At 62.0% G+C, this 22,392-nt stretch carries 21 protein-coding genes; 11 read left to right on the top strand and 10 right to left on the bottom strand.

From position 1 onward, the window contains the following. Nucleotides 1-179 precede the first annotated feature (179 nt). From HX899_RS23855 to coxB, 6 genes are all read right to left on the bottom strand, one after another. Entirely contained in the window at nt 180-1,058 is an 879-nt protein-coding gene (locus HX899_RS23855) for a cytochrome c oxidase subunit 3 (RefSeq protein WP_181293559.1), read from the bottom strand. A gap of 61 nt (nt 1,059-1,119) precedes the next feature. After that, on the bottom strand, nt 1,120-1,728 hold the full coding sequence (locus tag HX899_RS23850; RefSeq protein ID WP_130788898.1) for a cytochrome c oxidase assembly protein: 609 nt from the start codon (nt 1,726-1,728) through the stop codon (nt 1,120-1,122). Continuing rightward, nucleotides 1,725-1,865, bottom strand: a complete 141-nt coding sequence (locus tag HX899_RS23845) for a hypothetical protein (RefSeq protein WP_181293558.1) — start codon at nt 1,863-1,865, stop codon at nt 1,725-1,727. Before HX899_RS23845 ends, HX899_RS23850 begins: the two co-directional genes overlap by 4 nt. Beyond that, a complete protein-coding gene (locus tag HX899_RS23840) occupies nt 1,865-2,815 on the bottom strand; it encodes a heme o synthase (RefSeq protein ID WP_026264989.1) in 951 nt (316 codons plus the stop codon). The genes HX899_RS23845 and HX899_RS23840 overlap by 1 nt, the downstream gene beginning before the upstream one ends. A 67-nt stretch (nt 2,816-2,882) precedes the next feature. Then, nucleotides 2,883-4,583, bottom strand: a complete 1,701-nt coding sequence (gene ctaD, locus HX899_RS23835; RefSeq protein WP_181293557.1) for a cytochrome c oxidase subunit I — start codon at nt 4,581-4,583, stop codon at nt 2,883-2,885. 17 nt (nt 4,584-4,600) lie between these two features. Next, nucleotides 4,601-5,485, bottom strand: a complete 885-nt coding sequence (gene coxB / locus HX899_RS23830; protein ID WP_138328815.1) for a cytochrome c oxidase subunit II — start codon at nt 5,483-5,485, stop codon at nt 4,601-4,603. A gap of 316 nt (nt 5,486-5,801) precedes the next feature. Here coxB and HX899_RS23825 point away from each other — a divergent pair, with 316 nt between their 5' ends. The 3 genes from HX899_RS23825 (at nt 5,802) to HX899_RS23815 (ending at nt 8,759) form a co-directional block, all read left to right on the top strand. Continuing rightward, complete coding sequence (locus tag HX899_RS23825; RefSeq protein WP_181293556.1) at nt 5,802-6,470, top strand: invasion associated locus B family protein; 669 nt, start codon at nt 5,802-5,804, stop codon at nt 6,468-6,470. Nucleotides 6,471-6,835: 365 nt separating this feature from the next. Next, entirely contained in the window at nt 6,836-8,251 is a 1,416-nt protein-coding gene (tldD, locus tag HX899_RS23820; RefSeq protein ID WP_181293555.1) for a metalloprotease TldD, read from the top strand. A gap of 16 nt (nt 8,252-8,267) precedes the next feature. Next, a complete protein-coding gene (locus tag HX899_RS23815) occupies nt 8,268-8,759 on the top strand; it encodes a GNAT family N-acetyltransferase (RefSeq protein WP_181293554.1) in 492 nt (163 codons plus the stop codon). Nucleotides 8,760-8,778: 19 nt separating this feature from the next. Here the strand turns inward: HX899_RS23815 and HX899_RS23810 are convergent, their stop codons facing one another. Both HX899_RS23810 and HX899_RS23805 read right to left on the bottom strand, forming a co-directional pair. Further along, the gene (locus HX899_RS23810; protein WP_064650537.1) at nt 8,779-9,096 is read right to left on the bottom strand and encodes a hypothetical protein; all 318 of its coding nucleotides are present in this window, start codon (nt 9,094-9,096) and stop codon (nt 8,779-8,781) included. Between the two features lie 82 nt (nt 9,097-9,178). Then, nucleotides 9,179-10,462 carry a D-alanyl-D-alanine carboxypeptidase family protein gene (locus HX899_RS23805; RefSeq protein WP_138328818.1) on the bottom strand — a complete coding sequence of 428 codons (1,284 nt, stop codon included), beginning with the start codon at nt 10,460-10,462 and terminating at the stop codon, nt 9,179-9,181. Between the two features lie 263 nt (nt 10,463-10,725). On the opposite strand from HX899_RS23805, the gene HX899_RS23800 reads away from it, so the two are divergent. Next, nucleotides 10,726-11,763, top strand: a complete 1,038-nt coding sequence (locus HX899_RS23800) for a polysaccharide deacetylase family protein (protein WP_181293553.1) — start codon at nt 10,726-10,728, stop codon at nt 11,761-11,763. A 6-nt stretch (nt 11,764-11,769) separates the two neighbouring features. Here the strand turns inward: HX899_RS23800 and pdxH are convergent, their stop codons facing one another. After that, nucleotides 11,770-12,390: a pyridoxamine 5'-phosphate oxidase gene (gene pdxH / locus HX899_RS23795; RefSeq protein WP_072639439.1), complete on the bottom strand. Its 621-nt coding sequence runs from the start codon at nt 12,388-12,390 to the stop codon at nt 11,770-11,772. Nucleotides 12,391-12,455: 65 nt separating this feature from the next. Here pdxH and HX899_RS23790 point away from each other — a divergent pair, with 65 nt between their 5' ends. From HX899_RS23790 to HX899_RS23775, 4 genes are all read left to right on the top strand, one after another. Then, on the top strand, nt 12,456-12,914 hold the full coding sequence (locus HX899_RS23790) for an RT0821/Lpp0805 family surface protein (RefSeq protein ID WP_138328821.1): 459 nt from the start codon (nt 12,456-12,458) through the stop codon (nt 12,912-12,914). 287 nt (nt 12,915-13,201) lie between these two features. Beyond that, nucleotides 13,202-14,401 carry a DnaJ C-terminal domain-containing protein gene (locus HX899_RS23785; protein ID WP_180196490.1) on the top strand — a complete coding sequence of 400 codons (1,200 nt, stop codon included), beginning with the start codon at nt 13,202-13,204 and terminating at the stop codon, nt 14,399-14,401. A gap of 121 nt (nt 14,402-14,522) precedes the next feature. Then, a complete protein-coding gene (fabI, locus tag HX899_RS23780) occupies nt 14,523-15,341 on the top strand; it encodes an enoyl-ACP reductase FabI (protein ID WP_138328822.1) in 819 nt (272 codons plus the stop codon). Between the two features lie 23 nt (nt 15,342-15,364). After that, entirely contained in the window at nt 15,365-15,955 is a 591-nt protein-coding gene (locus HX899_RS23775) for a histidine phosphatase family protein (RefSeq protein WP_181293552.1), read from the top strand. Between the two features lie 98 nt (nt 15,956-16,053). On the opposite strand, the gene HX899_RS23770 is transcribed toward HX899_RS23775, so the two are convergent. Next, nucleotides 16,054-16,314 carry a DUF1344 domain-containing protein gene (locus HX899_RS23770; protein WP_003569889.1) on the bottom strand — a complete coding sequence of 87 codons (261 nt, stop codon included), beginning with the start codon at nt 16,312-16,314 and terminating at the stop codon, nt 16,054-16,056. A gap of 244 nt (nt 16,315-16,558) precedes the next feature. Here HX899_RS23770 and HX899_RS23765 point away from each other — a divergent pair, with 244 nt between their 5' ends. The 3 genes from HX899_RS23765 (at nt 16,559) to ribB (ending at nt 22,183) form a co-directional block, all read left to right on the top strand. Next, complete coding sequence (locus tag HX899_RS23765; RefSeq protein ID WP_181293551.1) at nt 16,559-19,738, top strand: EAL domain-containing protein; 3,180 nt, start codon at nt 16,559-16,561, stop codon at nt 19,736-19,738. A gap of 231 nt (nt 19,739-19,969) precedes the next feature. After that, nucleotides 19,970-21,067, top strand: a complete 1,098-nt coding sequence (gene aroC / locus HX899_RS23760) for a chorismate synthase (protein ID WP_181293550.1) — start codon at nt 19,970-19,972, stop codon at nt 21,065-21,067. A 12-nt stretch (nt 21,068-21,079) separates the two neighbouring features. Continuing rightward, nucleotides 21,080-22,183 (top strand): 3,4-dihydroxy-2-butanone-4-phosphate synthase, encoded by a 1,104-nt coding sequence (ribB, locus tag HX899_RS23755; protein WP_075224728.1) that lies wholly within the window; start codon nt 21,080-21,082, stop codon nt 22,181-22,183. Nucleotides 22,184-22,392 lie beyond the last annotated feature (209 nt).

Raw genomic sequence — 22,392 nt, 5'->3', positions numbered from 1 at the left:
GTCCCTCTCTCGCGTCTCGTATGGCACGTCCCCTCTCCCCGTTTTTTACGGGGAGAGGGTTAGGGTGAGGGGGCAGCCGTCGGCGCAAACCGGACATCAGTGGCACGAGGCCAAGCAAACGAGATTTGCCAACAAAAAAGGCGGGCACGAGGCCCGCCTTTTCTCAAATTTTGTTCCGATCAGCCGGCTGCGACGGGTGCGCCCCAGCCGCCCCAGACGTAGATGCAGAAGAACAGGAACAGCCAGACGACGTCGACGAAGTGCCAGTACCAGGCTGCCGCCTCGAAGCCGAAATGCTGTTTCGGGGTGAAGTCGCCGCGCAGCGCACGAATCAGGCACACAGCCAGGAAGATCGTGCCGACGAGGACGTGGAAGCCGTGGAAGCCGGTCGCCATGAAGAAGGTCGCGCCGTAGATCGAGCTCTTGAAGGCGAACGGGGCGTGAGCATATTCGTAGGCCTGAACGGCCGAGAAGAACATACCGAGCAGCACGGTCAGCGTCAGGCCCTGGATCAGGCCCTTGCGGTCGTTGTGCAGCAGCGCATGGTGCGCCCAGGTGACCGTGGTGCCCGACAGGAGCAGGATGACGGTGTTGTAGATCGGCAGGTGCCAGGGGTCGAGAACCTCGATACCCTTCGGCGGCCAGGTGCCGCCGGTATAGAGCACGCGCGAGGCCTGAATCGCTTCGTTCGGATAGAGGCTAACGTCGAAATAGGCCCAGAACCAGGCGACGAAGAACATCACTTCCGAAGCAATGAACATGATCATGCCGTAGCGCAGGTGCAGCGAGACGACACGGGTGTGGGCGCCCTCATGGGCTTCCTTCACCGTATCGGCCCACCAGCCATACATGACGTAGAGCACCAGCGCGAAGCCGATATAGAAAACCCAGGGATTGGCAAGCTCGAAGCCGGCGACCTTGAAGGAGCCGCCATTGAGATAACGCATGTAGCAGACGCCGCCGAGCGCCATGATGAAGGCACCGAGCGAGGCTAGAATCGGCCAGGGGCTCGGATCGATGATGTGATAGTCGTGATTCTTCTGGTGAGCATCGGCCATGTCGTTATCCCCGGATGTCTTCCTTCACTCCGCTCCCGGCATAGCCGGAAACGAGCCTTGATCAAAGTTTCTTTTCAATCTTCTCCGCTCCACCCTCATTCGAAGCCACCGGCTTCGGACCCTCTTTCGGGTAGAACGTATATGACAGCGTGATCGTATGGATATTCTTCGATTCCACCGCCTTGACGATTTCAGGATCGATGTAGAACACGACAGGCATGTCGAGCTTCTCGCCCGGCTTCAGGTCCGTTTCCGTAAAGCAGAAACATTGCACCTTGTTGAAATAGACGCCGGCTTCGCCCGGCGTGACGTTGAAAACCGCCTGGCCGCGCTGGGTCTCGTTCGAACGATTCTCGGCGGTGAAATTGACCTGGATGGTCTCGCCGATCTTCGGGTTGACCTCGCGCTCGACCGGCTTGAAGTCCCACTGCAGGCCGGGGGCGACATTGGCGTCGAAGGTGACGCGCATCGTGCGGTCGAGCACGACGCTCGACACCTGGTCGACGCGCTGCGTCGTGCCGTTATAGCCGGTCACCTGGCAGAAGATGCGGTAGAGCGGCACGGCGGCATAGCTCATCGCGCCCATGCCGAAGACGAAGCTCAGGCACATCATGACGACGGCGCCGTTGTTGCGGCCGGGCTTTTTCGGTGCGGCGGGGTTATCGCTCATCCGGTCGTTCCCCCGCCGATCTTCACGATTGCCATCACGTAGAAGAGAACGACGAGGCCGGCAAGCACCAGCCCCAGCGCGATGTTGCGGTTGCGGCGCGACTTGAGCTGCTTTTCCGTGAGCTTGACCAATTCCATCAGAACCAACCTCCCGCATGCGAGACCAGCACCGACGCCAGCCGGTCGATCATCAAGGCGGAGAACACGGCGAAGAGATAAAAGATCGAGAAGCCGAAAAGCTTCTTCGCCGGGATCATCTTCAAATCGCCGTCGGGCATGCGCCAGACGGCGATGGAACAGTATATGAAGATCGCGCCGAGGGCGGCGGCGACGAGGCCATAGCCGAGGCTTGCGAAACCGAGGAAGGACGGCAATACCGCGCAGACGGCGGTCAGCACCGCATAGGCGACGATCTGATGCTTGGTCACCCGTTCGCCGGCAACGTTCGGCAGCATCGGCACGCCGACGGCCTCGTAGTCGCGCATCTTGAAGAGGGCAAGCGCCCAGAAATGCGCCGGCGTCCACAGGAAGATGATGAGGAAGAGAACGGTGCTCTCGATCGTCACGCTGTTGGTCACGCAGGCCCAGCCGATCATCGGCGGGAAGGCGCCGGCAGCACCGCCGATGACGATGTTCTGCGGCGTCGAGCGCTTCAGCCACATGGTGTAGACCACGGCATAGAAGAAGATGGTGAAGGCGAGGATGCCGGCCGAGAGCCAGTTGACGGCGAGACCAAGAATCACGACCGAGAAGCCGGACAGCACCAGGCCGAAGGCGAGCGCCTCGGAGGGCGCGATGCGGCCGGCCGGGATCGGGCGGTTGGCGGTGCGGCTCATGATGGCGTCGATATCGGCGTCATACCACATGTTCAGCGCGCCGGAGGCGCCGGCGCCGACGGCGATGCAGAGGATGGCGATCATGCCGAGGACCGGATGGATATGGCCCGGCGCCAGCACGAGACCGGCAAAGGCAGTGAAGACCACGAGCGACATGACCCGTGGCTTCAGCAATTCGAAATAATCGCGCGCACTCGCTTCCGACAATTCGCCGTCCTTTGCAAGCACCTCGTGATTGTCGATAACCGTCATCATTCCGTCCTGAATGTCTTACCATCAAGACGCCGTATCGAGTGCGGCGTCCTGATGCCCGCGCAATTTACTTGATGCGCGGAAGCTGTTCCCACTGGTGATAGGGCGGCGGCGAAGGCAGCTGCCATTCGAGCGTCGTTGCACCCTCACCCCACGGATTGTCGCCGGCGACACGCTTCCTGGCGAAGGCTTCGAAGACGCCGTAGAGGAAGATCAGCACACCGAAGGCCGAGATGTAGGAGCCGATCGAGGAAACATAGTTCCAGCCGGCAAAGGCATCCGGATAATCGATGTAGCGGCGCGGCATGCCGGCGAGGCCGAGGAAGTGCTGCGGGAAGAACACCAGGTTGACGCCGATGAACATGATCCAGAAATGCAGCTTGCCGACCAACTCGTTGTACATGTAGCCGGTCATTTTCGGGAACCAGTAGTACCAGCCGGCGAAGATCGCAAAGACGGCGCCGAGCGACAGAACGTAGTGGAAGTGGGCCACGACGTAATAGGTGTCATGCAGCGAGCGGTCGAGACCGGCATTGGCGAGCTGGACGCCGGTGACGCCGCCGACCGTGAACAGGAAGATGAAGCCGATCGCCCAGAGCATCGGCGTGCGGAACGAGATCGAGCCGCCCCACATCGTCGCGATCCAGGAGAAGATCTTCACGCCCGTCGGAACGGCGATGACCATCGTCGCGAAGACGAAGTAGCGCTGCGCGTCGAGCGACAGGCCGACCGTGTACATGTGGTGGGCCCAGACGACGAAGCCGACGGCGCCGATCGCGACCATGGCGTAGGCCATGCCGAGGTAACCGAAGATCGGCTTCTTCGAGAAGGTCGAGATGATGTGGCTGACCATGCCGAAGCCCGGCAGGATGAGGATGTAGACCTCGGGGTGACCGAAGAACCAGAAGAGGTGCTGGTAGAGGATCGGATCGCCGCCGCCTTCCGGAGAGAAGAACGCAGTGCCGAAGTTGCGGTCGGTGAGCAGCATGGTGATGCCGCCTGCCAGAACCGGCAGCGACAGCAGCAGCAGGAAGGCGGTGATCAGCACGGACCATGCAAACAGCGGCATCTTGTGCAGCGTCATGCCGGGAGCGCGCATGTTGAGGATCGTGGTGATGAAGTTGATCGCACCGAGGATCGACGAGGCGCCGGCAATGTGGAGCGCGAAGATCGCAAGATCGACCGCCGGTCCCGGCGTGCCGCTTGTCGCCAGCGGCGGATACATCGTCCAGCCGCCACCCGTGCCATAGGCGCCTGCCGGGCCTTCGACGAACATCGACAGCAGCAGCAGCGCGAAGGCCGGAACGATCAGCCAGAAGGAGATGTTGTTGAGGCGCGGGAAGGCCATGTCCGGCGCGCCGATCATGATCGGCACCATCCAGTTGGCGAAACCGCCGATCATCGCCGGCATGACCATGAAGAAGATCATGATCAGCGCGTGCGCTGTCGTGAACATGTTGAACATCTGCTTGGCGCCGTCGATCGCGGCATCGCCCTCATAGCCGTAGACCATCGAGGCCAGGCCGTGGAAGATCTGGATGCCAGGCTCCTGCAACTCCATGCGCATGGCAACCGACAGCGCGCCGCCGATGATGCCGGCAATGATCGCGAAGATCAGGTAGAGCGTGCCGATGTCCTTGTGGTTGGTAGAGAACAGCCAGCGATTGGCAAAGCTCGGCTTGTGCCCGTGATCGTGATCGTCATGCGCGTGGTCATGATGGGCGGCCTGATCATGAGAATGATCGTCGTGAGCGGAAGGTCCAGCCATTGTCCCGATCCCCTTTATTACTGTGCTTCGGCGACGTTGACGGTCTTTGCGGGACCATCGGTTGCGGCCATGAGTGACTTGTAGGCGCCGGGCAGGTCGCTGGCGGCTGCGGTCAGCCACTGCTTATACTTGTCCTCGGAGACGACGCGGATGGCGATCGGCATGAACGCATGGTCCTTGCCGCAGAGCTCGGAACACTGGCCGTAGAACAGGCCTTCGCGCTCGGCCTTGAACCAGGTCTCATTCAGGCGGCCCGGCACGGCATCGATCTTGACGCCGAAGGACGGCATGGCGAAGGCGTGGATGACGTCGGTCGGCGCGGAGGTCACAAGAACGCGGACCGTCTTGTTGACCGGCAGGACCAGTTCGTTATCGACGGCGAGAAGACGCGGATAGATCGACTTGTCTTCCTTGCCGGCGGCCGCGCGGTCCTGATCCTTCAGCAGGAAGGAATCGAAAGCGAGCGGGCTTTCGCCCGAACCTTCATATTCGTAATTCCACTGCCACTGGGTGGCGGTTGCCTTGATCGTCACGTCAGGGTTTTCGGGCAGCGTCAGTTGCGCCGTCAGCAGGTTGAACGAAGGAATGGCGAGAAGAAGAAGCACCAGGACCGGCCCCACGGTCCAGGCAATCTCGATCAGCGTGTTATGGCTCGTCTTCGAGGGAACCGGGTTCGCGCTGGCGCGGAACTTGAAACAGACGACGATGAGCAGGACCAGAACGAAGAGCGTGATCGGAACGATAAACCACAGGGTATATTGTTCGAACCAGTGGATTTCCCGCATGATCGGCGTTGCCGCCGGCTGCAGCGTCGCCTGCCACGGCGTGGGCTGGTCGGCATATGTGCCGGAAGCAAAAAGCAGACAGACCAGCGTGGTCAGGGCTGCATAAGCCTTCTTCATCACCTTATTATCTCCCTCGAGCGCTTGACCTGCAAAATACAACGCAGAATCCTTGCCATCTTCAGCGCTTCAAACCACAGTTTGGCATTCGCCGCAACAGGTCAGAGCAATTGTCTATGCGGCATTTTTGCTCAAAGCATAGGCAGGTCAGAACGGCAAAACATCCCAAGTTTTTCATCAGCATATGAAAAATCGGCTTTCCGGCCAATCCGCGCGCGACACATTATTTCGCAAAGGTCCAATTTCCGCCGCAGTCCCCCGGTTTTCACGGGGTGGGGCTTTTCATTTTTGGTGGGCAGCTTCAACAATAGCCGCAATGATTCGATATCCAGAGGTTTCCATGGGTTTCCGTTCCCTCGCGCAGTCGCTTCTCCTGACTGCCAGCATCGCGGCCGCAGCGACGACGCCCGTTTTCGCACAGCAGCAACCCGCCCCCTCGCAGGCCAAGCCTCCGGCTGCCGCACCGGCACCTGCTCCCGCCCCGGTGCCGCAACAGCCGAGTGCCGCCAAACCGAATGTCGAACCGGTGACACCTGGCCAGACGCAGCCGCCGGCGCCGGGCACGGTAAAGTCCAATCATGGCGCATGGTCCGTCGTCTGCGACAAGCCGGCCGGTGCTTCGACCGAGCAATGCGCGCTGATGCAGAATGTCATCGCCGAGGATCGGCCGGAAGTCGGGCTTTCCGTCGTCGTGTTGAAGACGGCCGACCGCAAGTCGAAGATCCTGCGCGTGCTGGCACCACTTGGCGTGCTGCTGCCGAACGGCCTAGGCCTCAATGTCGACGGCAAGGATATCGGCCGCGCCTATTTCGTCCGCTGCTTCGCCGACGGCTGTTACGCAGAAGTCGTGCTCGAGGATGAACTGCTCAAGACCTTCCGCAGCGGCGCCCAGGCAACCTTCATCGTCTTCCAAACGCCGGAAGAAGGCATCGGCATCCCCGTCGACCTCAAGGGCTTCGCTGAAGGTTTTGACGCTCTGCCGTGAGTGCAGCCGTCTGCCGTGTGTCTGCCCCTCATCCGCCTGCCGGCACCTTCTCCCCGCTCGCGGGGCGAAGGGGGATAGCCGCGACCTCTCCATTCCCACCTCGCTCTCGCAAGGCACGTCCCCTCGCCCCGTTTTTACGGGGAGAGGGTTAGGGTGAGGGGCAGCCACTTGCTCGTCATTTCGAACAAATCAGCCGCCAAACTGATTATGTAAAAGCGTCTCGCGACCACCCAGAGCAAGACGGTAGAAAAGCTTACATCTCCTTCGAGAAGAATAATTCGAAGACAGGGCTTCACTCTCTATAAGGTAGAGCCCTATCTAGGGAGTAAGTGCACTCCTGAACGCATGCCCATTGGAGCCATATCATGACCACCGATCTCCTGACGCTTTTCGATGCCGACGAAGCGACGATGCGTAAGAACGTGGCCGAGGCCTTGTCCGGCGCCGATGACGGCGAACTGTTCATCGAGCATGCGCAGGCGGAAGCGCTGACCTTCGACAATGGCCGGCTGAAGGGCGGCAGCTTCAACACCGAACAGGGTTTCGGCCTGCGCGCCGTTGCCGGCGAAGCGGTCGGCTATGCCCATGCCGGCGATCTCTCGGTGGCGGCGCTGAAGCGGGCGGCCGATGCCGTCGGCGCGGTGACGCGCGGCTATTCCGGCTCCTATGCGGCCGCACCCCAGGGCACCAACAAGAAATTCTACAGCGACGAGAACCCGATCGGCCAGCCGAGCTTCGAGGAGAAGGTCAAGGTCCTGCAGGACATCGACGCCTATCTCAGAGGCAAGGATGACAAGGTGCGCCAGGTGACGGCCTCGGTCGCCGCAAGCTGGCAGGTCGTCGATATCCTGCGCGCCGACGGACACCGTGTGCGCGACATCAGGCCGATGACGCGCATCAACATTTCGGTGATGGTCGGCGAAGGCGATCGGCAGGAGAGCGGCTCCTATGGCCACGGCGGGCGCATCGGCTTCGGCGATTTCATCGCCGAGGGCAGCTGGCAATACGGCGCCGACGAGGCGCTGCGCCAGGCGCTCGTCAATCTCGAGGCGATCGATGCGCCGGCGGGCACGATGGACGTGGTGCTCGGCTCCGGCTGGCCGGGCGTGATGCTGCACGAGGCTGTTGGTCACGGGCTGGAAGGCGATTTCAACCGCAAGAAAACCTCGGCCTTTGCCGGCCTTCTCGGCCAGATGGTCGCCGCTCCCGGCGTCACCGTCGTCGACGACGGCACGATCGACAATCGCCGCGGCTCGATCACCATCGACGACGAGGGCACGCCGTCCGCCTACAACGTGCTGATCGAAAACGGCAAGCTCGTCGGCTATATGCAGGATCGGCAGAATGCCCGGCTGATGGGCATGGCGCCGACCGGCAACGGCCGCCGCCAGGGCTATTCCCATGTGCCGATGCCGCGCATGACCAACACCTACATGCTCGGCGGCGACAAGACGCCCGAGGAGATTATCGCCTCGGTGAAGAAGGGCATCTATGCCGTCTCCTTCGGCGGCGGCCAGGTGGACATCACCTCCGGCAAGTTCGTCTTCGGCTGCACCGAGGCCTATCTGATCGAGAACGGCAAGGTCGGCGCGCCGATCAAGGGCGCGATGCTGATCGGCAACGGCCCGGATGCGATGAAGCGGGTGTCGATGATCGGCAATGACATGAAGCTCGATACCGGCATCGGCAATTGCGGCAAGGCCGGCCAATGGGTTCCCGTCGGCGTCGGCCAGCCGCATCTGCGCATGGATCAAGTGACGGTCGGCGGCACGCAGACCTGAGGCGAAAGGACCTGTCATGGCGGACGTCGAAATCAGAACCTTCACCGCCGATGACGCCGACGCCGTGCTTTCGGTGATCCTGCCGATCCAGCGCGAGGAATTCGGCATCGATATTACCGTCGATGCGCAGCCGGATCTCCGGGTCATCCCGGATTTCTATCAGTCCGGCAAAGGGCAGTTCTGGGTCGCCGTCTTGGATGGCGCCATCGTCGGCACGGTCGGGCTCAAGGATATCGGCAACAACCAGGCGGCGTTGCGCAAGATGTTTGTCTCAGCTGAAGTTCGCGGCCACGAGCATGGCGTGGCGGCGCTGCTTCTCGATCGGCTGTTTGCCCATGCCAGGGATGCCGGCCTCACCGATATCTTCCTCGGCACAACCGACAAGTTCGTCGCCGCGCATCGCTTCTACGAGAAGAATGGCTTTACCGAGATTGCCAAGAGCGCGCTGCCCCGCCCCTTCCCGCTGATGGCTGTGGACAGCAAATTCTACCGTTATAAGGTTGACTGACTTAATCGGCCGACATGCATCAGCTCTTCGGCACCTCCGCCGGCCGAAACAGCCACTTCCGTTCGATCGCGGCAGCAAGATCGAGATCGTTGTGACGGGCAAACAGCAGAAGATGACCGAGAACGTCGGCGGTCTCGTCGGCGAGATCGCGCTGCATGTCTTCAGGCGAGCGGCCCTTCGCACGGCCGCGGCCGGTCAGCCGGTTCCATGCCTGGGTCAGTTCACCCATTTCCTCCTGCAGCTTCAGCAGGAACCAGTCGGCATCACGCTCGATGTTGTTGGCAGCGACGTGAACAGAGGATGAGATTTCGAACTGGTCGGCAAGACGACGCAACATGGGCGTTCTCCTTTTGTTTATGGAGGAGACGCTGATTCCCGATGCTTGTCCAGAGTGAATTGCCGCAGTGCCGGGGCGGCGATCAGCCGTGGTCCGGCAGCAACATGCAGTCATAGGAGCGCTGCTTCAGCGCATCGCAGGCCGAGACAGCGTCATCCCTGCTGGCGAAACCGATGAAGCGGGCGCGATAGATCTTGTTGGCCCCCTGCCCGACCGCCTCGGTATAGGGCGAGGCGGACACCAGCGGTGCGCCGCCTTCCGACTTCGCCTGGGCGAGAAGTGCACGCGCCGCATCGGCACTCGGTGCGGCCGAGATCTGGATCTGCCAGTCGCCATTAGTCTTCTCTGCCGATGTCTTCGGCGTCTTGCCGGCGTTGAGGATCTCGTCCATCGCGACGGGACGCTCCAGCGGCACGACGGCGTCATCGGCATAGGCAAGGCTCTTTGCTGCGAGATCGTCGACTTGCCGCCGTGCGTTGAGCGGCACCGGAACATCGGAAGCCTCGGCGGCGGACGCGACTTCGACGGGTTCCCTCGCGCCGACGCTCGCCACCAGCTTTGCGCCGCCGGAAGACGAGGCGCGGCCGAGATAACGGTCGAGCAAACCAGCCATCTTGGCGTCGCGGCTGCGGGCAGTGCGGCCGCCAAGCACGACGCCGACCACGCGGCGGTTGCCGTCTCTGACGGCGCTGACGAGGTTGAAGCCGGAAGCGTTGGTATAGCCGGTCTTGATGCCGTCCATGCCCTGGTAGCGATACATGAGATTGTTGTGGCCGCGCACGGTGCGGCCGCGGAAATTGAAACTTGCCGCCGAAAACAGCCGGTATTCGTTCGGATAATTCTTCATCAATGCGATGGCGAGCGTCGACATGTCACGCGCCGTCGTGACCTGACGGCCGTCCGGCAGGCCGGAGGCGTTGACGAAGACGGTGCGGCTCATGCCGAGCTGGCGGGCTTTGGCCGTCATCACCCGGGCAAAGCCGCTTTCCGAGCCGGCGAGCTTCTCGCCCATGGCGGAGGCGGCATCATTGGCGGATTTGACGATCATGCCATAGACCGCCTCGCGCACGGTGATCGTGCCGCCCGCCTTGACGCCAAGCTTGGTCGGCGGCCGTGCAGCGGCGTATTTCGACATCCGGATCGGGGTGTCCCAGGTGATCTTGCCGCGCTTCAACGCCTCGAAGGTGAGATAGAGCGTCATCATCTTCGTCAGCGAGGCCGGATGGTTCAGCGTATCGGCGTTTTCGGAGGCGAGAACCTTGCCGGTCCGGGCATCGAGGATCAGCGAAGCGTTGCCGGCAAGGGCCGCAAGCGGCGCCGAAACGGCAAGCGTTACGGTCAAAACAGCCGCCAAAAGCTTTCTCATGCACTTTCCCCTCATACCCTGGCCCCTACATACGCTGGTCCCTGATGCGCAGCCCTTGATGCGGGCTCTCGGTCAGACCGGCATTTGTGCCGTAATGTGACAGAAGCCGTAAGTTTGGCGCGACTTTGAGGCAACGCCTATTATTTTTCTAGTCTTTTCATCGTCTTGGTAAACAGGAAATGAAAGACCCGTGCCGGATCGGGATTCAGCAAGGCTTAAGTCGCACTTGCTAGTTTCCGGAAAAGGCAAGGGAAAAGCGCCGCATGACGGGACAATTCAAGCGATTGGGCAAGCGACTGGCGATCGGCGCCGGGCTCGAATTTTCCTGGCTGCTCGCGTCTGTCGGACTGATGCGCGAAGCACGCGGGCGCGGCGTCGTCTTCACGCTGCATCATGTCCGTCCGCACGTGGCCGAAGCCTTCGAGCCGAATGCGCATCTCGAAATCACCCCCCGTTTTCTCGACGCGGCGCTGCGGCGGCTGCGGCGGGAGGGCTACCGCTTCGTGCCGCTCGATCAGGTGCCGGCGCTGCTGGCGGAGCCGGAAGGCGCAAAGCCCTTCGCGGCCTTCACGCTCGACGACGGATACAGCAACAATCTGGAACATGCGCTGCCGGTGTTCGAGCGGCATCAGGCGCCGTTCACGGTATTCGTCGCCAAGGGTTTTGCCGAAGGCTCTCACAGCATCTGGTGGGAAACGCTCGCCATCCTCCTGCGCCGACCAAGCGAAATCTACTTCGATTTCGGCCGCGGCAGGGAGCGGCTGGTGCTCGACAGCCCGCAGCAGCAATGGCATGCCTTTGACCGCTTTGCCGCCTACATCCACGGCTCCGACGAGGCGCGCGCCGTTGCCGCCATTGATCTGCTGGCGCGCGAAAACGGCATCGAGCCGACGGATATCGTCCGAGAGCTGGTGATGGGGCCCGGCGAATTGCAATGGCTGGCGGCACATCCGCTCGCAACGCTCGGCGCCCATACGATCAGCCATCGGGCGCTCGCCCGGCTGCCGGAAGCCGAAGCCCGAATCGAGATGCAGGCTTCGGCGGATTACCTCGTGGCGGTGACCGGCATCCGTCCCGAGACGATCGCCTATCCCTATGGCACACCTGCGGCCGCGACCGCCCGCGAGGCGCGCATCGCTCGCAATCTCGGCTTTACCCTCGCCGTCACCACGCAGCCCGGGCTGCCGTCAGCGCAATTGACAGGCTATCTCCCACGCATTTCGCTTAACGGCTTTTACCAGAAGCGACGCTACGTCTCGGCGCTTGCCTCCGGCATACCGCTGAAGCTGATGGGCAGGTAAAGCCCGTTACGGATACATCCGCACCTTGTCCCATTCGCCTTCCGGTGACGGGCGGCGGAATTCGACCCGGTCATGCAGGCGGAATTTCTGGTCCTTCCAGAATTCGATCGAGGTCGGCCGGATGCGGAAGCCCGACCAGTGGGCGGGGCGCGGAATCTCGCCGATGGCATAGCGCGCGGTATATTCGGCCACCGCCTTTTCCAGCGCGAAACGGCTTTCGAGCGGACGGGATTGTCTGGAGGCCCAGGCGCCGATGCGGCTGCCGCGCGCACGTGTCTTGAAATAGGCGTCCGCTTCGGCATCGGTGACGATCTCGACGGGGCCGCGCAGCCTTACCTGACGACGCAGGCTTTTCCAGTGAAAGCACATGGCCGCCTTTTTCTGGCCCAGAATTTCACGGCCTTTCTGGCTTTCGAAATTGGTGTAAAAGACGAAACCGTCGTCGTCGAATCCCTTCAGGAGAACCATGCGGACATTAGGAAGACCATCCTCATCGACCGTTGCCAGCGCCACCGCATTGGGGTCATTGGGCTCGGAAGCCTCGGCTTCTTTCAGCCATTCGGCAAAGAGCTTGAAGGGCTCGCCACTTTCGGTAAAGTCACCGCTTGTTAACTCGTTTGCCGACATATTGGTTCAAATGCCCCGGATTATTCAAAACTCGCCCAGCTTTTGATAACTGGACAGGATGCAGGGTGGAAGTCATAGCAAAGTCATCTCGCCATACAAAGGGCCTGCGGCGACGCAGCCGCGCGTTCTTCGTCATCGGCGTCGCGATCTTGTCGCTGTCCGGCTGCGTCGGCGGCGGCATGGATTTCCTGAGTGAAGCCAAGGTCGACCGGTCGGTGGCAACCGGCACCGTGCCGCAGACGCCGCCGAGCACCGACACGCTTTCCGACGAAATGACCGTGCGCAACGCCGTGACCTCGGCCGATGTGCAAAGGCTCGAGGGCCAGCCGCTTCCCTGGGCGAACGCATCGACCGGCAGTGCCGGCGTCATCGATACGATCGTCGAGAATAACGAGTCCGGCCAGGTCTGCCGCCAGTTCCGCACGACCCGGCATTCCTATGTCGGCATCGCCAAATTCTTCGGCAAGACCTGCCTCGTCGGCGGCGGCAACTGGCAGCTTCTGAGCTTCCAGCCGGAAAGCTGATCCAGCGGGAAAGCTGAGCCTCGAGCTGAACTCAAAGTATACAGCGTCCCTTTGCGCGTTCGAAAAGACGCGGGGCCGTCGCCAACAGGTTAATGTGCGACGGCTTTCTGCCCAATGATTAGCGAAGAGCTAACCATTCGCCGCGAAACACCCCACATCTCTCCACAGAAATAACAAGTGATTAGCAACTCCGCCGCAGGATCGGCGTTGAGAGTGGTTCTTCCTGCCTTCGTGGCGGGTGGCGCACACACGTTTTATTAGACGGGGATGCCGGGCAAGGACGAGGCTTGCCGCATCGCAACACCGGCGGTTTTGACATGCGCGATCCTTATAAAATTCTGGGCGTCAAGCGCGACGCGGCAGTAGACGAGATCAAGGCGGCTTGGCGCAACATGGCCAAATCAGCCCATCCCGACCACAATCAGGACGATCCGACAGCGACGGCTCGGTTCGCCGAGATCGGCCGCGCCTATGAAACGCTGAAGGATCCGCGCAAACGCAGCCTGTTCGACAATGCCCTGCGGATGGCCGAAGCCAAGAAGCACGAACAGACGATCATGCAGCAGCGCCAGGCCGCCCGCGAGGCAGCCGTGCGCGCCAAGGCGGCGCAGGCCAATGCCGAGCGCGTGATGGAAGAGCTGGCGCGCGCCGCCCAGAAGGCTGCCGCCGACGGCTCCAGGCAACAGACAGGCTCCGCTGAGGCCGCCGACGAGATGGTGGATCGCATTTTTGGCGCCCAGGCGCGCGCGGCCGGCGGCGGCCAGGCGCAGGGTCGCGCCCAGCAGGCGCAATATCAGCAGGCACAAAACGCACAGGGCGACGCCGGCAGGCGCATGGATGGCGATGCCGCCGAGCCCGACACCAAGGGCGACGAAGAAGCGGGCGAAGCTGGGCAAAATGCCGCCAACCTGTCGCTGCCGCTCAGCATCCTGACAAACCTGGTGCGCCGCTTCACCGGCGCCAAGGATACCGGCCTCGATAAAGCACCGGACGAGGTGACGACGGCGACGGTCACGATCGACGACGTGTTGAAGAGCGGCTGGATCACCGCGTCGTTGCCGGAGGGCCGCGAAATCGGCTTCGCCTTGCCCGCAGGCACAACCGACGGTCACGAGATCAGGCTCAAGGGACAGGGCTTCAAGCTGCCTGGCATGCAGCGCGGCGACGCTGTCATCAACATTCGCATCGCACCCGATCCGCGCTTCACGGTCGATGGTTTCGATCTGCACGCCGTGCTGCCGCTCAGCATCGAAAATGCCGTGCTCGGCACCGAGGCGCGTATCGAAGGACCGAGCGGGCCGCTGAACGTGACGATCCCCGCATGGTCCGGCTCGGACAAGACGATTAGGATTCCCGGCCAGGGATTGCCCCGCGAAGAGGGCGGCAGAGGCGATCTGGTCGTCGAATTGCGCATTATCCTGTGGGAAAAACCCGACGACAAAATCACCGATCTCATGCGGAGCATGCGCGAAGGCCTGTTCCTGTGAAATTTTTATGACATTCGCACCCTTTATTACGATCCCTAACAGTTGATGATCCAGGCCAAGCTTGAACCGATTAACGGCCTATGCCATAGGCAGGATCGATTAGAATCCTAGGGAGCGAAATATGGCTCAAGCATCCGGCCTCATGGCAGGCAAACGCGGCGTCATCATGGGTGTCGCCAACAATCGTTCGATTGCGTGGGGTATTGCCAAGGCCATTCATGCGCAGGGCGGAGAAGTTGCGTTCACCTATCAGGGCGATGCGCTGAAGAAGCGCGTCGAGCCGCTCGCCGCCGAAATCGGCGCGACGCTCGTCGGCCACTGTGACGTCGCCGACGAAGCCACCATCGATGAGGTTTTCGGGAACGTTGAAAAGCTGTGGGGCAAGATCGATTTCCTCGTGCATGCGATCGGCTTTTCCGACAAGGACGAGCTGACCGGCCGCTACGTCGATACCTCGGCCGACAATTTCACCAAGACGATGCAGATCTCCGTCTATTCCTTCACCTCGGTCGCACGCCGCGCCGAGAAGCTGATGACGGATGGCGGCGCCATGCTGACGCTGACCTATTACGGCGCCGAAAAGGTGATGCCGAACTATAACGTCATGGGCGTCGCCAAGGCCGCGCTCGAAGCGAGCGTCAAATATCTCGCCGTCGACCTCGGACCGCAGAACATCCGCGTCAACGCGGTTTCGGCCGGACCGATCAAGACGCTTGCCGCCTCCGGCATCGGCGATTTCCGCTACATTCTGAAGTGGAACGAATATAACGCGCCGCTGCGCCGCACCGTCACCATCGAGGAAGTCGGCGATGTCGGCCTCTATCTCCTGTCGGATCTGTCGCGCTCCGTCACCGGCGAAGTGCACCATGCCGACAGCGGCTATCATGTCATCGGCATGAAGGCGGTCGATGCGCCCGACATTTCCGTCGTCAAGGACTGATTTCTCCATAGGGATGCGAGACCGTGCTTATCTACGTGATCAGACACGGCCAGACTGACTGGAATGCGGAGCGCCGTCTGCAGGGTCAGAAGGATATCCCGATGAATGCTACGGGCCTGGAACAGGCCCGACAGAACGGCATCGCGCTGGCGGAGATTCTCGGCGACACGGTCGACGAATTCGATTTCGTCGCAAGCCCGCTCCAGCGCACGCGCGCGACGATGGAAATCATGCGCACCGCCATGGGCCTGCCGCCGCTTGCCTATCGCACCGATCCGAGGCTGGTGGAAATTTCCTTCGGCGACTGGGAGGGCTCGACGATCAAGGAGCTGAAGGCGACGCAGCGCGAGCGGGTGGCGGAACGCAATGCCTCGAAATGGGATTTCATCCCGCCCGGCGATGACGCGGAAAGCTACGAAATCCTCTCCTGGCGCACCGGCTCTTGGCTGAACTCCGTCGATCGTCCAACGGTCTGCGTCACCCATGGCGGCGTCATCCGCACATTGTTCCAGACGATCGCCGACCTGCCGAAAAGCAGCGCTGCGGAAGGCGCGATCCCGCAGGACCGGATCATCCGGATAGAAACCACTGAGCGGACGATCGCCTGGCTGTAAGGATTGCCAAGCCCGCCCCTCATCCGCCTGCCGGCACCTTTGCCTGGGTCGAGACGAGTGGCTCGACCCCGGTAAGGTGAGGGGCAGCCATCTGCTGCCTATTTGACGATATCGAGATCGTTGATGACGCGCTTGCCGTCGACCTCGGTATAGAAGACGATCACCTTCACGCCGGCTTCAAGGCCGTCGAAATTGAATTCCTCGGGTGCCTGATAGGTCTTGCCGTCGTCGAGCGTCAGGACGAGGTTGGCCGTGTCGACCTTCTTGATCGTCGCTTCGACATCGGCGCTCTCGGCAAAACCGCTCATCGGTGACAGGAAGCTTGCTGTTGCCAAAAGCGTGGCGACGACGAAACGCATGGCGACAATCCTTTTAAGACGCTGCACGAGAACATGACTGGCCACAGATAAGCTCCTGAATATGGCGAAAATTGCCCGTAAGAATGGCTTTTCCCGCCCAATTGATGAATAGGATTTTAAATATAATCAAGATGGTGCGTTTATCCGCGGTTTTTCCCTTCCCGCGATCTTTCGGCATCGCCGGCGGGCAATCGTAAATTAACCCGCGCGCCCTACAGTTGCTCGTCAACATGGGGGTTTCATTTTGTTATCCAGGCTCAGCGACAGCAAGCAGTTGCGGCGCGTGTTGAAGAATAGCCGCGTCTCGTTTCTGGTTTCGTCGCTTGTCGCCCTCGTCGTCATCATGGTCGGCTTCGGGCTCGACCAGGCCAATACTGCGTCTCATGTGCGCGAACTTCATATCCGCACCGAAAACGAGACCAACCTCATCCGTGCCCGCGTCATGGCCGAGATCAATATGGACCTCAGCGTCGTGCGCGACCTGACGAACCTGATCTCCGTCAGCGCGGCAAACGGAGAGGAGATGGAGCGCCAGATCAACTGGCTGCTGATCCAGAACCCGTCTTTCATTCATATCGCCGTCGCGCCTGATTTCATCATCCGTGACATCCACCCGGCGCAATCCGGCAATGAGCGGATCGGCCGCGACGTGCGCGAGGCTCTCTTCTTTCGCCAGGCGATGACCGGCGCAACCGGCAATCAGTCGGCGCGCTTCTACGGCCCGATCAGCACCGAAGGCCGGGACGCCTTTGCCATCTTCTTCCCGGTTTACGTCAAGGAGAATGGCCAGCGGCGGATCTGGGGGGCGGTCGAAGTCGCCATCGACCAGACGATGTTCTACCAGGCGACCGGGCTGATGCCGGCGCGCGACCGCGAAAACCAGGAGCGCTATCCGCATCTCGGCCATCTTTCGATCGCCATTCGCGATATCGGCTCGCCGACCGCCGCCAAAGCTCCTCCCCCGGCGCCGTTCTTCGGGTCCTCCGATATCGACGGCAAGGATCCGATGCGCCAGAAGATCGGTTTTGCCGGCGGCAAGTGGGAGCTTTCCGCCGTGCCGAACAGCGGCTGGAACGCGATACCCGAAAACCGCACCGAGCTGCGCCTGATCATCGTTGCCGCCGGCTTCATCATCATCGTGCCGATCTTCTTCGCGACCCTGCTGCTCGGCGAGCGCAATCGCAACATCACCGCGCTGGAGACGCGCGAGGCAAAACTGCTGGAACTGTCGCAGCGGCTGAACCTGGCGCTAGAATCCTCCAATATCGGCATCTGGGAGCTGCAGGATCATTCGAGCAGCCTGCTCTGGGACGCGCGCGCCGCCGCCCTGCACGGCAAACCGGCCGAAGAGGGAAGCCGGGTGCTGGACGAATGGCTGGCTGCGATCCTGCCCGAGGATCGTGAAACCGCCGAAGTGCATTTCTTCAGCTGCAGCATTGCGGGTGCTGCCTGCACGGCGCAGTACCGGATCCTGCTTGGCGATGGCGGCATCCGGCACCTGCGCTCGGTCGGCGCCTTCTATACGGATGCCGGCGGCGTCAGCAAGACGATCGGCATCGTCTGGGACGTGACCGCCGATGCGGAGACCACCGACACGCTGCGCAAGGCCAAGGATATGAGCGAGGTCAAGAATGCCGAGCTGGAGCTGGCGCTTGAAGAGCTGTCGAGTCGCGAGGGGCAGCTCGCCGAGCTTTCCAGCCGGCTCGACCTGGCGCTCAATTCCTATCAGTGCGGCATATGGGAGGCGCGGCCGGGCCGAGGCGGCTCGATCTGGAACGAGCGGATGCACGAGCTCTATGGCCTTGCGCCGCGCAACGGCTTCATGACCGAAGAGACCTGGCTTGGCTGCATCCACCCCGAGGATCGGGCCTTAGCGCTCGAAAGCGCGCGCCACTTCAAGCGCAATGGCGACACGCACACCCTCGTCTGCCGGGTGATCGTCGACGACGGCTCGGTGCGCTATGTGCGCTCGGTCGGCAAGGTCCACCAGACGGGGACCGGCGAGATGAAGATCATGGGCATCGCCTTCGACGCCACCGAAGACGTGCTGATGACGATCCGGCTGAAGGCGGCCAAGGACGAGGCAGTCGCCAAGAATATCGAGCTCGAGCTTGTCAAGAACAGGATCGAGCACAATTCGCTGCATGACCCGCTGACCGCACTCGCCAACCGCCGCAAGCTCGACATCGCGCTTGAAAAGCTCACCCAGGACGGCCGTCAGCAGCGGCAGAAATTCTCGATCCTGCATATCGATCTCGACCGCTTCAAGGACATCAACGACACGCTCGGCCATGCCGCCGGCGATGCGATGCTGGTGCACGCCTCGAAGGTGCTCGCCAAGAACGTCCGCGGCAGCGACATCGTCGCCCGCATCGGCGGCGACGAATTCGTCATCCTCGCCCTCGACGTCGGCGACAAGGAGATGGCGCAGCTTTCGACGCGGATCATCGAGGAGATGCGCCAGCCGATCGATTTCCAGGGTTTTTCCTGCCGCTGCGGCGTGTCGATCGGTATCGCGCTCGCCAATGGCATCCATGTCGATGCGCGCAAGGTGCTGATCAATGCCGACATCGCGCTCTATCGCGCCAAGAGCATGGGCCGTAACCGCTTCGAATTCTTCAACCACAATCTCCAGGCCGATATCATCAACACCAAGCGCACCGCTGACGAGATTCTCGCCGGCATCGACAATGGCGAATTCACCGCCTGGTATCAGCCGCAATTCTGCGCCCGGACGATGGAGCTGACCGGTGTCGAGGCGCTGGTCCGCTGGCAGCACCCGTCCAAGGGGCTGCTCACCCCCGACAAGTTCCTGCGCATCGCCGACGAGATCAATGTCGTGCAGATGCTCGATCGGATCGTGCTTGAAACGGCGCTGCGCGACAAGATGCGCTGGACGGCGCGCGGCATTGCCGTGCCCAAGGTCTCGGTCAATGTATCGGCGCGGCGGCTGCATGACGGCAGCCTGTTGGAATCGCTCGCCGACCTGCATATCCGTCCGGGTGAGATTTCCTTCGAACTGGTGGAATCGATCTTCCTCGACGAGAGTGAGGACGTCGTCTCGCAGAATCTCGAACGCATCAAGGCGCTCGGCATCGACATCGAGATCGACGATTTCGGCACCGGCCATACCTCGATCGTCAGCCTGCTGAAGCTGAAGCCGAAGCGGCTGAAGATCGACCGCCAGCTGGTGCAGCCGATCGTCAATGCCTCGCAGGAGCGGGCGCTCGTCAGCTCGATCATCGAGATCGCCCGCTCGCTCGGCGTCGAGACGGTGGCCGAAGGGGTGGAGACGGCGGCGCATGCCGCACTGCTGCGTGATCTCGGCTGCGACATCCTGCAGGGCTACGCCTTCTCGCGGCCGCTCTCCTTCGACGATTTCACCAACGAGGCGACCGGGACGGGGTGGCGGCTGGCGTCCTGATCGCCGCCTGCCGATCGGCCTCGCCCTCACCCCTCCCCGCCTGCGCAGAGAGAATGGCGGCAAGATGTGCGTCCATCCCTGGCAACGAACGGAAACAGCATTTCCTGAGCTGCCGGTTTGGCGCAAAGAAAGGCTTTTGCCTCGGCGGTTTTTTGGCCTATGAGTGTCGCGCCTTTTCAAGCAATGGCGCGGCCGGCAGCGATCGGCTTTGGCGCGCCACCGTGGGAATACATGTCGCACAATACATTCGGTCACCTCTTCCGCGTAACCACCTGGGGCGAAAGCCATGGTCCGGCGCTCGGCTGCGTCGTCGACGGCTGCCCTCCGGGGCTCAGCTTCAAGCTCGAGGACCTGCAAGTCTGGCTCGACAAGCGCAAGCCCGGGCAATCCCGCTTCGTGACGCAGCGGCGCGAGGACGATCTGGTGAAGGTACTATCAGGCGTCATGCTCGACGCCGACGGCGAGACGATGACGACCACCGGCACGCCGATCTCGATGCTGATCGAAAACACCGACCAGCGCTCCAAGGATTACGGCGAGATCGCCAAGCAATACCGCCCCGGCCATGCCGATTACACCTATGACCTCAAATACGGCATTCGCGACTATCGCGGCGGCGGCCGCTCCTCGGCGCGCGAAACCGCCGCACGCGTTGCTGCCGGCGGCATCGCCCGCCTCGTCGTGCCAGGCGTCACGGTGCGCGGCGCGCTGGTGCAGATCGGCAAACATAAGATCGACCGCCGCAACTGGGACTGGGACCAGGTCGGGCAGAACCCGTTCTTCTCGCCCGATGCCGCAATCGTGCCGGTCTGGGAGGAATATCTCGACGGCATCCGCAAGAACGGCTCCTCGATCGGCGCGGTCATCGAAGTGATCGCCGAACGTGTGCCGGCCGGCCTCGGCGCGCCGATCTATGCCAAGCTCGACCAAGACATCGCCTCGCTGCTGATGTCGATCAACGCTGTCAAGGGCGTCGAGATCGGCAATGGTTTTGCCGCCGCCGAAACGTCAGGCGAAGACAATGCCGACGAGATGCGCATGGGCAATGACGGCACGCCGATCTTCCTTTCCAACAATGCCGGCGGTATTCTCGGCGGCATCTCCACCGGGCAGCCGGTGGTGGCGCGTTTCGCCGTCAAGCCGACCTCGTCGATCCTGACCGAGCGCCAGTCGATCGATGCGGAGGGCAAGAATGTCGATATCCGCACCAAGGGCCGGCACGACCCCTGCGTCGGCATCCGCGCCGTGCCGATCGGCGAGGCGATGGTCGCTTGCGCCATCGCCGACCATTATCTTCGCGACCGCGGCCAGACCGGCCGTCTGAAATAGGAGCGCTCGCCCATGTCTTATGACCAGAAGCGCGTCGTCGACGCCATCCGGGCCTTCGAGGCCGGCGAGATCGTTGTCGTCATGGACGACAATGACCGCGAGAACGAAGGCGACCTGATCGTTGCCGCCGTGCATTGCACGCCGGAGAAGATGGCCTTCATCGTGCGCCATACCTCCGGCATCGTCTGCGCGCCGATGCCGAAGGAAGAGGCCAAGCGCCTCAACCTCAACGCCATGGTGGCGGAAAACGATTCGGCCCATACGACGGCCTTCACCGTCTCGGTCGATTTCAAGCACGGCACGACGACCGGCATTTCCGCCGACGACCGAACGCTGACGGTGCGCAACCTTGCCAATCCGAATGTCGGCGCTTCCGATTTCGTCCGTCCCGGCCACATCTTCCCGCTGGTTTCCCGTGAAGGCGGGGTGCTGATGCGCTCCGGCCATACGGAAGCCGCCGTCGACCTCTGCAAGCTCGCCGGCCTGCCGCTGATCGGCGTCATCTCCGAGCTGGTCAACGACGACGGCACCGTGACGCGCGGCCCTGAGGTGGTCGACTTTGCCGGACAGCACGGGCTGAAGCTCGTCTCCGTCGCCGATCTCATCGCCTATCGCCAGCGCAAGGAAACACTGATCGAACTCGGCACCAGCTTCGACATCGAGACGCCGTTCGGCAAGGCCAAGGCTCATACCTATTCCCTGCCCTGGGACCCGATGCAGCATCTCGCCGTCGTCTTCGGCGACATCCGCGACGGTGTCGACATTCCGGTGCGCCTGCATCCGGAGAATGTCGCCGAGGATCTCTTCGGCAAGAACAGCCCGGTCGATTTCTACATGCAGAAGATTGCCGAGCAGGGCCGCGGCGTCATCGTCTATCTGCGCGAAGGCTCCGTCGGCGTCGGACATCACGACAACGGCCGCAAGGCCCGCAACCAGGGCCGCGAAGCCCATGCCGAAGCCCAGACCCGCGACAGCGAATGGCTGGAAATCGGCCTCGGCGCCCAGATCCTCAAAGATCTCGGCGTCAGCTCGATCAAGCTGCTCACCAGCCGCGAGCGCCACTATGTCGGCCTGGAAGGTTTCGGCATCAAGATCAGCACGACGGAGATCTGCTGAGCGGGCTTTTCCCCTTCTCCCCAGCGGGGAGAAGATGTCCGAAGGACAGATGAGGGGGAGAGCGAAGCGATGCCTTGAGTGACAAACGAAAGGCAATAGGGCGGCGCGCCCTCATCCGACCCTTCGGGCCACCTTTGTAACTTCCCTTTACCCGCTGTTGGCGCTGTAATGCCTATTGCGGTGGTGGATGGAAGACCGATGCACCTTTG

It is taken from the genome of Rhizobium sp. WYCCWR 11146 (genome assembly GCF_013591995.1).
Classification (GTDB): Bacteria; Pseudomonadota; Alphaproteobacteria; order Rhizobiales; family Rhizobiaceae; genus Rhizobium; species Rhizobium indicum.
This window is presented reverse-complemented; position numbering and strand designations above follow the sequence as displayed.